14 protein-coding genes are annotated in these 15,568 nt (G+C 62.8%); 2 read left to right on the top strand and 12 right to left on the bottom strand.

The annotated features are described in order from the left end of the window. Window positions 1-30: 30 nt before the first annotated feature. The 7 genes from xth to pabB all read right to left on the bottom strand — a co-directional run bounded on the left by xth (window position 31) and on the right by pabB (window position 6,177). A complete protein-coding gene (gene xth, locus GRF63_RS01460; protein ID WP_160484241.1) occupies window positions 31-822 on the bottom strand; it encodes an exodeoxyribonuclease III in 792 nt (263 codons plus the stop codon). 249 nt (window positions 823-1,071) lie between these two features. Beyond that, window positions 1,072-1,740 carry a LolA family protein gene (locus tag GRF63_RS01465; RefSeq protein ID WP_160484242.1) on the bottom strand — a complete coding sequence of 223 codons (669 nt, stop codon included), beginning with the start codon at window positions 1,738-1,740 and terminating at the stop codon, window positions 1,072-1,074. A 112-nt stretch (window positions 1,741-1,852) separates the two neighbouring features. After that, window positions 1,853-2,020, bottom strand: coding sequence for a 50S ribosomal protein L33 (gene rpmG, locus GRF63_RS01470; RefSeq protein WP_047003840.1), 168 nt, complete (start codon window positions 2,018-2,020; stop codon window positions 1,853-1,855). Between the two features lie 131 nt (window positions 2,021-2,151). Next, window positions 2,152-2,556 (bottom strand): alternative ribosome rescue aminoacyl-tRNA hydrolase ArfB, encoded by a 405-nt coding sequence (gene arfB, locus GRF63_RS01475; RefSeq protein WP_160484243.1) that lies wholly within the window; start codon window positions 2,554-2,556, stop codon window positions 2,152-2,154. After that, window positions 2,556-3,212: an RluA family pseudouridine synthase gene (locus GRF63_RS01480; protein ID WP_160484244.1), complete on the bottom strand. Its 657-nt coding sequence runs from the start codon at window positions 3,210-3,212 to the stop codon at window positions 2,556-2,558. Before GRF63_RS01480 ends, arfB begins: the two co-directional genes overlap by 1 nt. Then, window positions 3,209-4,384: a pyridoxal phosphate-dependent aminotransferase gene (locus GRF63_RS01485; RefSeq protein ID WP_237392248.1), complete on the bottom strand. Its 1,176-nt coding sequence runs from the start codon at window positions 4,382-4,384 to the stop codon at window positions 3,209-3,211. The genes GRF63_RS01480 and GRF63_RS01485 overlap by 4 nt, the downstream gene beginning before the upstream one ends. Further along, entirely contained in the window at window positions 4,381-6,177 is a 1,797-nt protein-coding gene (pabB, locus tag GRF63_RS01490) for an aminodeoxychorismate synthase component I (RefSeq protein ID WP_160484245.1), read from the bottom strand. The genes GRF63_RS01485 and pabB overlap by 4 nt, the downstream gene beginning before the upstream one ends. Between pabB and GRF63_RS01495 the strand changes: the two genes are divergently transcribed. Beyond that, window positions 6,112-7,773 carry a helicase HerA-like domain-containing protein gene (locus GRF63_RS01495; protein ID WP_202131535.1) on the top strand — a complete coding sequence of 554 codons (1,662 nt, stop codon included), beginning with the start codon at window positions 6,112-6,114 and terminating at the stop codon, window positions 7,771-7,773. The two genes, pabB and GRF63_RS01495, sit on opposite strands and share 66 nt — an antisense overlap. Before the next feature lie 187 nt (window positions 7,774-7,960). Here GRF63_RS01495 and GRF63_RS01500 read toward each other — a convergent pair whose 3' ends face one another. From GRF63_RS01500 to GRF63_RS01515, 4 genes are all read right to left on the bottom strand, one after another. Then, entirely contained in the window at window positions 7,961-9,352 is a 1,392-nt protein-coding gene (locus GRF63_RS01500) for a sensor histidine kinase (RefSeq protein ID WP_160484246.1), read from the bottom strand. A gap of 11 nt (window positions 9,353-9,363) precedes the next feature. Beyond that, window positions 9,364-10,101, bottom strand: a complete 738-nt coding sequence (locus GRF63_RS01505) for a response regulator (protein WP_160484247.1) — start codon at window positions 10,099-10,101, stop codon at window positions 9,364-9,366. Next, the gene (locus GRF63_RS01510) at window positions 10,098-10,637 is read right to left on the bottom strand and encodes an EF-hand domain-containing protein (RefSeq protein WP_160484248.1); all 540 of its coding nucleotides are present in this window, start codon (window positions 10,635-10,637) and stop codon (window positions 10,098-10,100) included. Before GRF63_RS01510 ends, GRF63_RS01505 begins: the two co-directional genes overlap by 4 nt. Before the next feature lie 196 nt (window positions 10,638-10,833). After that, window positions 10,834-12,642, bottom strand: coding sequence for an aminopeptidase P family protein (locus GRF63_RS01515; RefSeq protein ID WP_160484249.1), 1,809 nt, complete (start codon window positions 12,640-12,642; stop codon window positions 10,834-10,836). A gap of 132 nt (window positions 12,643-12,774) precedes the next feature. Here GRF63_RS01515 and GRF63_RS01520 point away from each other — a divergent pair, with 132 nt between their 5' ends. Then, window positions 12,775-14,907, top strand: coding sequence for a S9 family peptidase (locus GRF63_RS01520; protein ID WP_160484250.1), 2,133 nt, complete (start codon window positions 12,775-12,777; stop codon window positions 14,905-14,907). On the opposite strand, the gene GRF63_RS01525 is transcribed toward GRF63_RS01520, so the two are convergent. Beyond that, window positions 14,870-15,535, bottom strand: coding sequence for a hypothetical protein (locus GRF63_RS01525; protein WP_160484251.1), 666 nt, complete (start codon window positions 15,533-15,535; stop codon window positions 14,870-14,872). The genes GRF63_RS01520 and GRF63_RS01525 overlap by 38 nt on opposite strands. Window positions 15,536-15,568: the final 33 nt, after the last annotated feature.

Genomic DNA, 15,568 nt, shown 5'->3' on the forward strand with positions numbered 1-15,568 from the left:
GCCGCTGCGCCGACGGAGGCGTCCAGTCGCTCAGAGGTCGAACTCCGTCATCAGCGGCACATGATCGCTGGGCTTTTCCCAGCTGCGGGCATCCTCGAATATGGAATGGCCCACCACCTGTTTCGCCAGATCGGGAGAGGCCCACATGTGATCCAGTCGCCGCCCGCGATCATTGGTCCTCCAGTCCTTGGATCGATAGCTCCACCAGCTGTAATAGCGTTCGGGCGCGGGGATCTGCTCCCTGCCGATATCGCTCCAGCCGTGGGCATCCATGAAGCGTTGCAGACTCTCCACCTCAACCGGCGTATGGCTGACGACTTTCAGCAACTGCTTGTGATTCCACACATCGCTTTCCAGCGGGGCAATGTTGAAATCGCCCACGATCATGGTGGGGCGATCGATGGCATCGGCCCAGCGAGTCATCCGTTCCAGGAAATCCAGCTTCTGCCCGAACTTGACGTTGATTTCGCGATCCGGCTCGTCACCCCCGGCAGGCACGTAAACATTTTCCAGGATCATGCCGCCCGCCGTGGGCAGTTCCACGCCCACATGCCGCGCCTCGCCATTGTCCTGCCAATCGTGGCGGGAAAATTCCTTCAGCGGGATACGGCTGACGGTGGCGACGCCGTGATAGCCCTTCTGGCCGTGCACGGCGGTGTGTTCATATCCCAGTTCGGCAAAGGCTTCGTAGGGGAACTGGTGTTCCTGGCACTTGATCTCCTGCAGGCACAGCACATCGGGTGCGTGTTCCTGCAGATAGCGTGCAACGATCGGCATGCGCAGGCGGACGGAGTTGATATTCCAGGTGGTGATTTTGACCATCGGCGATGCCTAGTCCGGGAGCGCAGATAAAAAAACCCCCGTCGCGGGGGCATGATGCGACGGGGGTTCATTTTTCGAGCGTTCGTCACGCTTCGCAAGAAACGCAGCTTTTACGAGGATCAGGGCAACAGGGGGGAAACCCGCCTCACCGCGTCTCTATGTCTGTAGAAGTAGGCTGTTAACCCTCGCATGGCAATAAATGACATTTGTAATTTGTCGTAAATTTACAACCGTTCGCCTTCCGGCTGTTTACCCCGGACGACGGGACGAGCGGCGCGGATCACGGAATCGGAACTCGCCGTCCGATACAGACATTCCATACCGATGGTTTCGCAGTCGCACCGTGGTGCGCTGATTCTGCGAATCGAGTGCCACCCAGCTGTTCAGCTCCAGCCCGCCGGGGGCCGACGCCTTTTCCAGGAAAATCAGCGTGATCGCCGGAAATTCCGGGCGATCCGGGTCGCTCACCTGAATGCTGACCACACCATTGCCCGTGCCGCGCTGCACCTTGCCATAACGGCGGATGTCGCGATCGGGGTTCAGCAGCGCGCCCAGCGGCGAATCGCCCACAGGGTAACGCTCCACCTGGCTGACGTCGTAATCGATGATGGAAAGCGCGCTGCCGTTGGAAACGACCAGCATGTTCACATCGTCCGAATATTCGAAGCGGATCTTGCCGGGGTTTTTCAGCGTCAACTCGCCGCCGATCACGTTGCCCAGACGGTCTGTCTGGGTGAAATCGGCGCGCATCGTGGTGATGCCGCGCAGAGCCTTTGCAGCGCGCTGCAACTGGTCGGTCTGCGCCTGTGCGGCCACGGGCGTGGCAGCCACGCTGAATGTAGCAGGAAGTGCAACCGCCATCGCGCCGGCAAAGGCGGCGAGGGCGGGTTTGCGGAGGTAATTTTTCAAGACGTTCATACTCTCACCAGTTAAGATACCGGGGTACAGGTGAGGCGTTGAACCGTCAGTGAACCTTGAAGGTTCCCGGCGTTCAGCAAAGGCGCTGATCAGAAAGGGGCCAGGTGGCCTCTTACTTGATCTTGCCTTCCTTGTACTCGACATGCTTCTTGGCAATCGGATCGTACTTGCGGAAGGTGAACTTTTCCGTGTGGTTACGCGGGTTCTTCTTGGTCACGTAGAAGTGGCCGGTGTCCGCGGTGGAGTTCAGGCGGATCTTGATGGTTGCGGGCTTCGCCATGGTCTTGCTTCCAAATCTATCGAAAGGGCCCCCAACCAGGGTAATGGCCCGAAAAAACAGGGGCGACGCCAAGCGCCGCCCTTCCAGCGCGCGCCTCTGCTAGAGAATCGGGGGAAAGTCAAGGCTGCCGACTATATGTCGACCTTGCCGCGCCATGCCTTTTTCTCGCCTTGCGCCTTCTTGTTGGCCAGACGCTTGCGCTTGCCCACGCGGTTCACCCGCGTCTTTGCGCGTCTTTTGGGTTCCTTGATCGCTTCTTCGATCATCTTCGCCATGCGTTCTCGCGCGTCCCGCCGATTCGCATCCTGCGTGCGGTGGCTGCGCGCATCGATCACGATCTCACCCGCCTGGTTCAGGCGATTGCCCGCGATATCCGTCAGCCGGTTGAAGATGCGCGGCGGCAGGCCCAGCGCATAGATATTCACGCGCAACTGTACGGCGGTGGCCACCTTGTTGACGTTCTGCCCGCCGGGGCCAGAGGCGGCGATGAAGGCCTCCTCCGCAATCTCGTTTGCCCGGTCGAGTATCCTGCCCATCAGCCAGCCCCAAGAGCCTCAAAATCGGCGGGCAGCGGGGCTTCGGCCGCGATATCGGGCTTGCCATCGCGCGGCATCACAATGGCGCTGGCGTGCAGCATGGTGCGCTTTACGCGCCCATCCTTGTGCCCATAGACAGGATCGCCCAGCAGCGATTTGCCAAAGGCATGTTCGGCGTGCACGCGAATCTGGTGGGTGCGGCCCGTTTCCGGGCGAAATTCCACCAGCGTCAGCCCGCCCGGCAGTTCCATGCGCTTGGTCCAATGAGTGACGGATGGCTTGCCCTTCTTCGCCACGATCATGCGCCAGCCTTTGGCCTCGCTGCTGATCTTGGACAGGGCCAGATCAATGGTGCCTTCCTCGTCCGCCACCGGCCCGGCAACGATGCCGAGATAGGTTTTCGACACGGTCTTCGCCTCGAAAGCGGCGTTGAACCGTTTCAGCGCCTTGGGATTGCGGGCCAGCAGCAGGCAGCCGCTGGTATCGGTATCCAGCCGGTGCGCAGGTGCGGGCGCGCGCTGGAAGCCCAGCTTCAGGTCTTCCAGATGATCGGCCAAGGCAGGGCCGCCCTTGCGCGGGGTTTCGATCGGCAGGCCGGACGGCTTGTTGATGACGAGTGATTCGCCATCTTCGAAGAGAATGGGAATCTGTGTCATGAAAGCGCCTTTTCTATACGGTCCAGCGCCTGGGCCAGAACGGCCTCATCTGCTGCGAAACTTATGCGAAATCCGTCGGCCCCGCCAAACGCGCTGGCCGCCACGGTGGCCACCCCGTGATTGAGCAGGTGGAGCGCCAGCTTTCCATCGTCCCCATCGAAGCGGGACATCAGGGGTGCGGCGTCGATCAGGCAGTAGAACGCGCCATCGGGAACGGGCGTGGACAGCCCCTCTATCGCGTTGATCCGCTGCACCACCATGTCCCGGCGGCGGCGAAAAGCCTCGCGCCAGTCGGCCAGGAAATCCTGCGGACCGTCAAAGGCGGCAACGGCGGCAGCCTGAGAGATGCTGCAGGGATTGCCGCTGGAATTGCTTTGCAGGCGGCCCATGGCAGAGATCAGCCAATCCGGCCCCGTGGCAACGCCAATGCGAAAGCCCGTCATCGCGTGGCTTTTGGAAACGCCCGACACGGTGATGATGCGGTCCGCCAGATCGGGGCATTCCACCGCCAGCGTGGCGTGCGGAGCATCGCTGTATCGCAGGGGCGCGTAGATATCGTCGCTCATCACCAGCACTTGCGGATGGCGGCGCAAAACCTCTCCGATGCCGCGCAGCATCTCTGCCGGATAGACGGCACCGGTGGGATTGCCGGGCGAATTCAGCAGCAGCCAATTGGTGCGCGGCGTGATCAGCGCCTCAAGCTCGCTGGGATGAAAGCGATAGCCATTGGCGGCCGAGGTGCGCAGCGGCACCACCGTCCCGCCGCAAAAGCGCACCATCTGCGGATAGCTGACCCACCACGGGGAGGGCACGATAGCCTCGTCGCCCGCGCTGATCGTGGCTGCCAGCGCCTCGAATATCGCCTGCTTCCCGCCCGCCGTTATGATGACCTGCGAGGGATCGGTTGCAATGCCCAGATCGCGGCGGAAGTGCAGTGCCGCTGCCTCCTTCAGGCGCGCGGTGCCGGTGACGGGGGTGTAGCGCGTGTCGCCTGCATCCAGCGCATCCTTGGCGGCCTGGATGACGTGAGGCGGCGTGTCGAAATCCGGCTCTCCCACGGAAAGGGAGATGACATCGCGGCCCTCGGCTCGCAATTCGCTGGCACGGTCCGTCATCGCGGTGGTGGGGGAGGCTTCGATGCGTTGCAAAGCCTGGCTCAGATGCTGTGTCATGGTACGTCCAAGGTAGCAGGCATCAGGCCGCGCAGGGCGTTGCCGATGAAGAAGCCGCCTTCCAGATCCCCCAGCGTCAGCACCGCTTCGCGCGCCTTGCCATCCTCTATCAGCGAACGGCGCAGGATGCCGGGCAACAGCCCTGCGGAAAGCGGCGGGGTGAGCAGAATGCCATCGCGTTCAACGAAGATATTCGTCCAGCTACCTTCCGTCACCTCGCCATCGCGCACCAGCAGGGCTTCCACTGCGCCCACGCTTTTCGCCACGTCCAGCGCCTCTGCATAGAAACTGCGGTCGGTGCTTTTATGCTGCAAACGCCAGTCATGCGCCACGGTGGGGTGGGGCAGGGCGATGCAGGGTGCCGGGTTCGGCAGGGCCGCGGGCAGGGGATGGGTTTCCAGCGTCACCGCGCCGGAGCGGGAGAGGAGCAGGCGCAGCTTTGCAGGCTCCTCCAGCTCAAAACACAGGGCCTGGATGCGGTTGCGCGTTTCGTGGCGATCGAATGAAAAGCCCAGTTCCGCCGCGCTCGCCTTCATGCGTTCAAGGTGCATTTCCAGCAGCGGCATGCCGCCTTCGGGATCAAAGCGCATGGTTTCGATCAGGTCGTGCCCGCCCGCCGCGCCGCGCACGAAAGCGCCTTTTACCAGGCATTCGCGCCATTCTTCCATGCCATCGCTATCGGCAACGATCGCACCGCCAACGCCCAGCACCGCCTTGTGGCGCAGGTTTTCGCCCGGTGTCAGGCGGATAGTGCGAATGGCCACGTTGAAGGCGGCATCGCCATTGGCATCGATACGCCCGATGGCGCCGCAATAGGGGCCGCGCGCATCGCGCTCCACCTCGTCAATCAATTCCATCGCGCGGATCTTTGGCGCGCCGGTGATGGAACCGCAGGGGAAGATCGCGTGCAGAACGTCAACCGCGCTTTTGCCCTCTGCCAGTTCGGCAAGGACGGTTGTCGTCATGGTGTGCAGCGTGGGATATGTCTCCACTGCGAAGGGATGCTCCACCCGCACGCTGCCCGCCTGTGCCACGCGGCTCAGATCGTTGCGCATCAGGTCCACGATCATCAGGTTCTCAGCCTTGTCCTTCACCGACTGGCTGAGCTCTTCCTTCAATGCCGCGTCCTGCGCCGCCGTGCCGCCGCGCGGACGGGTGCCTTTCATCGGCTTCACCTTGGCCGCGCCATCGCGCAGCGCAAAGAACAGTTCCGGGCTGAAGGATAGGAGCCAGTCCGATCCATCGAAAACCAGCCCGCCGTACCCGGCAGAGGCAGTGGGACGAATCTTGGCATACAGCGTAAGCGGATCGCCCGAAGCCGGACCGGCCAGCGGGAAGGTGAGGTTGGCCTGGTATATGTCGCCCGCGCGAATCCCCTCCTGCAGGGTATCGAACGCATCGAGATAGGTGCCGGTGGAAACCTGCGGATCAAGCGGGCCGATACTGGCCTGACCGGTGCAGCGTGACGCCAGCCAGCCTTCAACCTCGGCGGCGGGAATGATTTCAGGATCGTCGAACAGGCCCAGCCACACCAGTGGCCCCGCACTGCCGCTGCGCGTGGCGGCCAGCGGGGCGAGCCGTTCCTCCAGCGCAAGGCCCGCTTCATAAGCGAGGTAGCCCGCCAGGTGCTTGCCGGTTTCGCGCCGTGCGGCGTCAGCCTGTTCCAGCACGCGCACGACATCCTCTGCCCGCCGCGCAACGAAAATCTGCTGCGGCTGCGTGAAGCAATGCGCATCGCTCGCACCCTGAGAGCGCGCGTCATCAAGCAGGACGAAGGGGGACTTGCCATCCATCAGCCCCGCTCTAGGGTCACTCCCCGAATACGGCAACAATCGAATAAGGAACGGGCTAAAGTGAGCGAACAGGCGGAGATTTTCCTCGGCAACGATCTGGACGGCAACCGGCAGGCGCTGGCCCTGTCGCGCGCCAACCGCCACGGCCTGATCGCGGGCGCCACCGGCACCGGCAAGACGGTGACCTTGCAGGGCATGGCGGAAAGCTTTTCCGCCCATGGCGTGCCGGTGTTCGTGGCCGATGTGAAGGGCGATCTGTCCGGCATCGCCATGCCGGGATCGCCCACGTTTAAACATGCCGACAAGCTGGAAAGCCGCGCGAAGGAACTGGGCATGGAGGACTATGCCTATTCCGATAATTCCGTCGTGTTCTGGGATCTGTACGGAAAGAACGGCCACCCGATCCGCACCACAGTTTCGGAAATGGGCCCGCTGCTGCTGTCCCGCCTGCTGGATCTGAACGACACGCAGGAAGGCGTGCTGCAGATCGTGTTCCGCTATGCCGATGAGAACGAGCTGCTGCTGCTGGATTTCGAGGATCTGCGCGCGATGCTGGCCTGGGCCTATGACAATGCCAAGGAACTGTCGGGCGCATACGGCAATGTGTCAAAGCAATCGGTGGGCGCGATCCAGCGGCAATTGCTCAGCTTCGAATCGCAAGGGGCGGATAATTTCTTTGGCGAGCCCGCGCTGGAAATAGACGATTTCCTGACCGTGGACGAGCAGGGGCGCGGTGTGGTGAACGTGCTGGCCGCAGAACAACTGATGCGCAGCCCGAAGCTTTACGCCACCTTCCTGCTGTGGCTGTTGGCCGAACTGTTCGAAACGCTTCCCGAAGTGGGCGATCCGGAAAAGCCCAAGCTGGTGTTCTTCTTTGACGAGGCGCACCTGTTGTTCGACGACGCGCCCGATGCCTTGCAGGAAACGATCGAGCGGGTTGTGCGCCTGATCCGATCCAAAGGTGTGGGCGTATTTTTCGTGACGCAGAACCCCATCGACATCCCAGAGGAAATTGCCGGGCAACTGGGCAACCGCGTTCAGCACGCGCTGCGGGCATTCACCCCGCGTGACAAGCGCGCCATCAAGGCGGCAGCTGAAACCTTCCGCATCAATCCCGATCTCGATGTGGAGCAGGCAATTACCGAGCTGAAGGTGGGTGAAGCGCTGGTTTCCACTCTGGATGAGGAGGGCGCTCCCACCATCGTGCAGCGCACGCTGATAAAGCCGCCGCGCAGCCGCCTTGGCCCGCTGACGGTGAAGGAGCGCGCGATCATCCAGTCCGTCAGCCCGTTTGATGGCAAGTACGATGAGGAAGTTAACCGCGAAAGCGCGGAAGAGGTGCTGCTGAAAAAGGCGCAGGACGCCGCGAAGACCGCAGAAGAGGTGGAGAAGAAGGGCCGCGAGGAAGTCGCCAAGCAGCCGCGCAAAACGCCGTCAATGTGGGAGAAGGCTGGCAAGGGCGCGGCGCGGGCAGCGGCAGGCTCGCTCGCCTCCATCGCCGTTGCCACTGCATTGGGTAAAAAGTCCAGTGCCAACCCGCTGCGCACGGGTGCAACCGCGTTCGTGCGCAATATCCTTGGCGGCCTGATGCGCTGATGATTGCCAGATATTCCTCGGAGCTGATTCCTCCGCTTAGCTGGAGACGACCGATACTCTCTTTTCGGTAGCGATTGCGATGGAAACGGTCCGCGTCTAGCGAACCGCAAGGGCAAGCGCCCGCCCGTAGCGGGCGCAGCTAGCTGCGCGCATAGCGAGGACGAAACCGCGGAGGCGGGTTCGAAAACTAGATGGGCAAACGCAGCTCCACCACCAGCCCTTCGATGCTGCCGTTCTCGCCAATGTGATTGGCCACCACCAGCCTGCCGCCGTGCTGTTCCGCGATTGCGCGCGCCAGTGTCAGGCCGAGCCCTGCGCCGCCGGTCTCCCGGCTGCGGGACGATTCGCCGCGTGAGAAGGGCTCCAGCATGAGTGCGATCTGGTCCTCGGCGATACCGGGGCCATTATCGGCGATGCGGACAATGGCCTCTGTATCGGTGCGGGAAAGGCTGACGCGCGCCTGCCCGCCATAGCGCAGCGCGTTGCCGATGAGGTTGCGCAGGGCGCGGCGCAGCCAGGTGGTGCGCAGGGGCAGGGCAACGCGCTGCGTCTCGCCCAGCTCCACGTCCTCGCTCATGTCCTCATATTCTTCCACGACGGAGGCGACGAGCGCGGAAAGCTCCGTCCGCTCCAGTGGGTCGCTGGGCCTGCCTACGCGGGCGAGCGAGAGAATATCGTCGAGCGAATTGGTAATATCCTCGATCGTGTCGGCCATGCGTGCACGTTCCGTGTCGTCTTCCACGCTTTCAATTCGCACGCGCAGCGCGGCCAGCGGGGTTTTCAGATCATGCCCGATGGCACCCAGCATGACGTCCTTCTCATCCAGCAATCCGGCGATGCGCGCTTCCATGGCATTGTGCGCGGTGATCAGGCGGCGGGTATCGTCCGGGCCGGACGGCTCCATCCGTGGCCCGCCATCCACCGTGCCGCCAAAGCGTTCCACGCGCTTTGTCAGCGCGGCCAGTGGGCGGGTGATTTCGCGCAGCAAGATGGCAAGCCCGCCAACCAGCACGATATACAGGATCAGGGTCTGTAGGATGACCCCGCGCATGGCGCCCACATTGCGCGGCGGCACCGGGGCGCGCGCAACCAGCCATTCATCCGCGCCGTCACGCTTCAGGCCGGCCAGCACGATCTTTCCATCCGGGTCGAACCGCGAATTGGGGCCCAGGGACACGCGATCTTGCAGGGCGCGTGAAATATACCGGTCACGGGCAGTTTGCCGCGTGATGACCACCAGCTCGTCAATCGCGATGGCCTGTTCCTCCAGCACGGCGCGCAAAGCCGCTTCGCGTGCGGGATCGCGGGCCTCCTGGCTGGTGAGGGGAGATTGCAGCGCGCGTTCGATGCGAATGCGGCGGCGATGCGCGCGGCGTTCGCGCCCCGGCCTCCCGTCGCGCAAGTCGACCTGCGGATCGCGCACCAGCTGGAATGCCAGCGAATTCACCAGCCGCGCTTCCTGCCGCCGCTCTTCCGCGCGGAACAGCAGCACGCCCGACAACACCTGCGCCACCAGCAGGCCCAGCGCGACGGAGAGCAGCATCTGCCCTTGCAGGCTCTTGGGAAGAAAGCGGCGCATCGCGTGCCGGATCAATCCGCGTCCGGCACGAAACGGCGCACTTCGGCCGCCAGCATGTAGCCGCCGCCCCACACAGTCTGGATCAGCTTGGGATCGCTCTTGTCGATCTCCACCTTGCGGCGCAGGCGGCTGATCTGATTGTCCACCGCGCGGTCAAACAGATGCGCTTCTCGCCCCTGCACCATGTCCAGCAGGCGGTCCCGGTCCATCACCTGGTTGGGGTGATCCAGCAGCGCGACCAGCAGGCGGAATTCAGCGGTGGAAATCGGCACGACGGTGCCTTCCGGGTCGGTCAGGCGGCGTTTGAGCGGATCGAGCTTCCAGCCTTCGAATTCATAATGGGCGTCTGCGGTATCGTCCTGTGACGCGGCACTCTTGCTGGCCCGTCGCAGAACGGACCGGATGCGCGCCACCAGCTCGCGCGGTTCAAAGGGTTTGACGACGTAATCATCGGCGCCGATTTCCAGCCCCACGATCCGATCCGTGGCTTCTCCCCTGGCGGTGAGGAAAATTACCGGCAGATTGCGGCTTTCCACCAAATGGCGGCACAGGGATATGCCATCCTCGCCCGGCATCATGATATCCAGCAGCACCAGATCCGGCGTCTCTTCCAAGAGGGCGGAGCGCGCCTTTGCCGCATCGGTGGCCTGCCGCACGGCAAACCCCTGGCGCGACAGGTAGTCGGCCAGGGGTTCGCGCAAGCTGGCTTCATCATCCACCAGCAGCAATTTTACAGGCGTGTCGCTCATCCGCGGTTGCGGCGCTGGGCGCGGCGTTCCTGCCGCTGTTCGCGGCGCTCTTCGGCGGTGACGGTGCCATCATTATTGGCATCGGCGCGTTCAAAGCGGGAGAGCGCGGCGGTGGTGAATTCAGCCTGGCTGATCGAGCCGTCATTATCGGTATCAGCTTGCGCCATCATCGCGCCGCGCATTCCGCCACGGCGGCCCATGCGGTGCCCGCGTCGGCCTTCGCCGCCACGTTCCGCACGGCGTTCCTGTCGCATCTCCTGCCTTGCTTCACGGGCAGCCTGCGATTCCTCGAATGTCAGCATGCCATCGCCATTGGTGTCGGCGCGGTCAAAACGAGCGCGGGCGCGGGCCTCGCGGTCGGCGGCGTCGATCACGCCATCGCTGTTGACGTCCATGCGCGCAAAGCGTGTCGCAGCGCGCTGCTCTGCATCGGCGCGGGTCATGTCTGCACCGCGTTCGGGCCGGTCCTGCGCCACGGCAGCGCCGCCAAGGGTCAGTCCGGTTGCGGTCAGCGCAAGGATGAGGGTCTTCTTCATGTCTCTACTCTCCAGTTCGTATGAGTAGAGCAACGGGGCGCCGGCTTGAAGGGGGGAGGGAGGACCCGGCACCCCGCCACTCTGAAACAACGTTATAGGCTGTCAATGTCTCAGGAGTTTGCCGGTAGGCTGGAGATTTGTCGCAGTTTGTCGCGCCAGCGAACGCGCGTTCATCTGGCGCTTAGAAACTGGCGCGTCACAGCGGTTTGCACGCCTCTTCCAGCCACGCCAGCACATCGCCTTCCAGTTGCGGAGCCAATACCTCGCGCACCTTTGCGTGATAGGTGTTCCACCAGTCGATTTCTGCCGGGCTGAGCAGGCTCTTGTCCACCAGCGTGCGGTCTATGGGCGCGAAGGTGAGGGTTTCGAAGCCCAGCCATTCGCCTTCCATGCCGTCGATCTCGCGCGGCTCCACCAGCACCAGGTTCTCGATGCGGATGCCGTATTCATTCGCCTTGTAATAGCCGGGCTCGTTCGAAAGGATCATGCCCGCCATCAGCGGCTGGTCCGTTCCGGCCTGCGATCCGCGCGGCTTGGCGATGCGTTGCGGCCCTTCGTGCACGCCCAGGAAGCTGCCGACGCCGTGACCGGTGCCATGGGCATAGTCCAGCCCTGCCATCCACAGGTGCTGGCGAGCCAGCGCATCCAGCGCAGAGCCGGGGGTGCCGGGCGGGAAGGTCTGCATGTCCAGCGCGATATGGCCCTTCAGTACGCGGGTGAAGCGGTCGCACACCTCGGCGGACGGGGCATCGGGTCCGGTCCAGATGGTGCGGGTGATATCGGTGGTGCCGTCAGGATACTGTCCGCCTGAGTCCACCAGATAAACGCTGTTCGGCTCCAGCTTGATATTGCTGTCTTCGTCCACGCGATAATGCGGGCTGGCACCATTGGGGCCGGCGCCGCTGATCGTGTCGAAGGACAGGTCGCGCAGCTGGTCGCTGTTCTGGCGGCGCAGTTCGTGCAACTTTGCAGCGGCGGTCAGCTCGTCAACCTCGCCGGTGGGCGCTTCTACGGAAAGCCAGTGCAGGAAGCGGGCAATCGCCACGCCGTCGCGCGCCTGTGCATCGCGGTGGCCCTGCTGTTCGGCGGGGGTCTTGATCGCCTTGGGCAATACGGCGGGATCATCTTCGCTCACGATCTCGGCACCGACATCGTCCAGCCGCTGGAAGATCGCTGCGACCGATCGGGCGGGGTCGGCGGCCACGCGCCTTCCTGCCAGCTTTTCGAAGGCGGCGGAAAATTCGTCACGCGGGTGTATGCGTACGGCATTGCCCAGCGCCTGCGCCACTTCGGGTGTGACCTTGTCCGGCGCGATGAACCAGTCTGCCGTGCCATCGGCCTGCACCATCAAATAGGAGAGGGCGACCGGCGTGTGATCCACGTCCTTGCCGCGAATGTTCAGCGTCCATGCGACCGAATCGAGTGCGCTGATCACCACTGCATCGAGCTTGTTCTCTTTCAACCACTCGGCAATCTGGCCGCGCTTTTCGGCGCTGGAGCGGCCCGTCAGCGCATCGTCCTGCACGAATGCCTGCGCGTCGGAAGGCTCCGGCTGGTCTTCCCACACGGCATCCAGCGGATTGCTGTCGACCGGCACCAGTTCAGCGCCCACGGCTTCCAGCTTCTTTGCCACCGCATTCGCCCAGCCGCGCGTGTGCAGCCACGGATCATAGGCGATGCGCGCCCCTTCGCCGGCGTTCGCGGCCAGCCAGTCGGCCATGGAATCGTCGGGCACGGATTTGTATTCGTACAGCTGCCCGCTCACCTGCTGGCGCACCTGCAGCGTGTAGCGGCCATCCACGAACATGGCGGCCTTGTCCTTCAGCACGGCGGCGCTGCCGGCCGAACCGCCAAAGCCGGTCAGCCATGATAGACGCTGCGCATAGGCGCCCACATATTCGCTCAGATGCTCATCGCTGATCGGTATCACGAAGCCATCCAGATTGCGGCGCGCAAGCTCCTTGCGCAGGGCATCGAGGCGGGCTTCGTGGGTTTGCATCAGCATGTCGTCATATTCCCGGTTTCAGAGGAAACAAAATTCATTTAGGCACGTCACATAAGCCTTCGGCGTGCAGGTTTCCACCCGCAGCACGGCAGGCAGACAATAGAATGGGTCGCGCAATTGCAAACTATACGGATGATCGCCCTTGCCGCTGTGGCAAGCCTTGCTACGGCACTGCCTGTAAATGCACAGGATATCGAATTGACCAAAGACACGATTCAGCCGCCACGCGCAGAGCAGCGTGAGCACAGCTATACCCACCACGGCATCACCATTTCAGACCCGTGGGCGTGGCTGCGGGACCAGAGCTATCCCACCATCGATGATGAGGACGTGCTGGACTATGTCCGCGCCGAAAACGCCTATTTCGAGGCGAAGATGGCGGGTCAGCAGGATCTTGTCGAAGAGCTGTTCACAGAGATGCGCGCCCGCATCAAGGAGGACGATTCCAGCGTTCCGCAGAAGGATGGCGACTACCTCTACTGGTCCGAATTCGAGACCGGCGGACAATATCGCAAATACTACCGCCGCCCTGTGGCTGGCGGCGATGCGGAGCTGATCCTTGATAGTCCCGCACTGGCAGAGGGGCTGGAGTATTTCAGCCTTGGCGCAATGTCGGTGAGCGAGGACGGGCGATATCTGGCCTACACCACCGATACCACCGGCGGCGAATTTTACACCGCCTATATCAAGGACCTGCAAACCGGAAAGCTGCTGGAAGACCGGATATCCAACGTCAACAGCGGCCTGATCTGGGCAGCGGATGACAGCGTGCTGGTGTATGGCCGCGCGAACGAGAACTGGCGGGTTGACCGCATCTTCGCCCACACCATCGGCCAGCCCTCTGATGATGACGTGGAAATCTACCACGAGGAAACGCTGGGCTACACCGCCTCCCCATCCGTTTCCGCCAACCGCCAATGGCTGATCATCGCCACCGGCGATAACGAGACGAGCGAGGTACTGTTCACCTCCATCGACGATCCCATGGGCGATCTGAAGGTGGTGCGCCGGCGCCAGGTGGGCGTGGAATATGGTGCGGATTTTCGCGATGACACGGTGTTCATCTGGACCAATGACGACCACGTGAATTTCCGCCTCGCCACAGCGCCCATTGCCGATCCGTCAAACTGGACGACCCTGATCGAGGGGTCCGACGAGTTTTACCTGACGGGTTTCGACCTGTTCAAGGATTTCTACATAACCGAAGGGCGCCTGAACGGCCTCGACCAGGTGCAGCTGCGTTATTACGACGATCCTGACCGGGTGGAGACGATCGCCTTTCCCGAAGCGACCTATTCTGCGGGCACGGGCAACAATCCCGAATGGGAAATGGACCGTATCCGCCTCACCTACGAAAGCCCGATCACGCCCGATACGGTGTATGATTATCACGTTGCCAGCAAAGATCTGGAGACGCTGAAGGTGCAGGAAATACCCAGCGGCTTCGATCCCTCGCTCTATACGGTGGAGCGGCTGGAGGTGCGCGCGCGTGACGGGGCGATGGTGCCTGTCTCCATCGTCTATCGCAAGGACAGGCCGATGGGCGGCCCGCTGCATCTCTATGCCTATGGCGCCTACGGCTTTGCCTATCCGCCCAATTTCTCCACCACGCGTTTCAGCCTGATCGACCGGGGCGTTGCCTATGCGATCGCGCATATCCGCGGCGGGGACGATCTTGGCCGCAACTGGTATCTGCAAGGCAAGATGGCGGAGCGTACCAACACCTTCAACGATTTCGTCGATGTGGGCCGTGGCCTGGTGGACCTTGGCTACACGGCGGAAGGCAAGGTGAGTGCCAGCGGCGGCTCTGCCGGGGGCGAGCTGATGGGCGCCATCGTCAATCAGGACCCGGCACTGTTCGGGGCCATCGTGGCGCATGTGCCTTTCGTCGATGTGCTGAACACCATGCTGGATGACACCCTGCCGCTAACGCCGGGTGAATGGCCGGAATGGGGCAATCCTATCGAGAGCAAGGCCGCCTTCACCCACATCCTCAGTTATTCGCCATACGATCAGGTTACGCGGCAGGGCTATCCGCCGATGCTGGTGACAGCCGGGCTGAATGATCCGCGCGTCACCTATTGGGAACCTGCAAAGTGGGTCGCCAAGCTGCGCGAGTACAAGACCGACGACAATATCCTGCTGCTGAAAACCAATATGGGCGCAGGGCACGGCGGCAAGTCCGGCCGGTTCGAGGGCCTGCGCGAAACGGCGGAGGAAGCGGCCTTTATCCTCTGGCAGCTGGGCCTGAACGGGCAAGACTGACAAGCTGCGGGGGAAGCGATACCTTGTAGGCCAGCGCTTCCTCCACCAGCTGCGTGACGATTTCCTCCATTTCCGGACCCAGCATCGCCAGCATGGCGTAGAATTCGGGCACCGCGCGGATCAGGCCAAAGCCCGCCTCCTGACCGAAACGCGGGATTCTGGGCGGGAGCGGTTTCATGTCCAGATCCGGCGTGAGCGCCCACACCATGCCGACGATGCGGCTGTTGAATATCGCCATCACCCGTCCGTAATCGGCCGCCAGCAGCATTGGCGGGATCGCGGCGAGATATTTGCAGGCAGCCACAGCAGCATCACGCTGACGCTGCGCCAGTGCCATTTCCAGCCACCCCAGCGCGCGGCGCACATCCTCTCGGTCTGCCGTGTCGGTGTGGCTGACCAGGTACTGATAGCCCTTCATATTGGCATTCCAGCTGGCAGGATCATGCGCCACCTCCGAGCAGAACAGATCGACCGCATCGGCCAGCGTGTGCAGCTTGCCATCTTTCTGAATGAAGGCGCCTTCCGGCGTCATGATGAAGCTGCGTGCGCCCTTGCGCTTGCCGTTCATCTGCACATTCGGCTTGAAGCCGCGTTGCCTGCGCTTCTCGGCTTCGTTGTCGTCCATCATGCCCTCTTCGCCGGCGCTGCCTGAGCAGAAAGG

This window comes from Aurantiacibacter rhizosphaerae (assembly GCF_009807005.1).
GTDB classification, from domain to species: Bacteria; Pseudomonadota; Alphaproteobacteria; order Sphingomonadales; family Sphingomonadaceae; genus Alteraurantiacibacter; species Alteraurantiacibacter rhizosphaerae.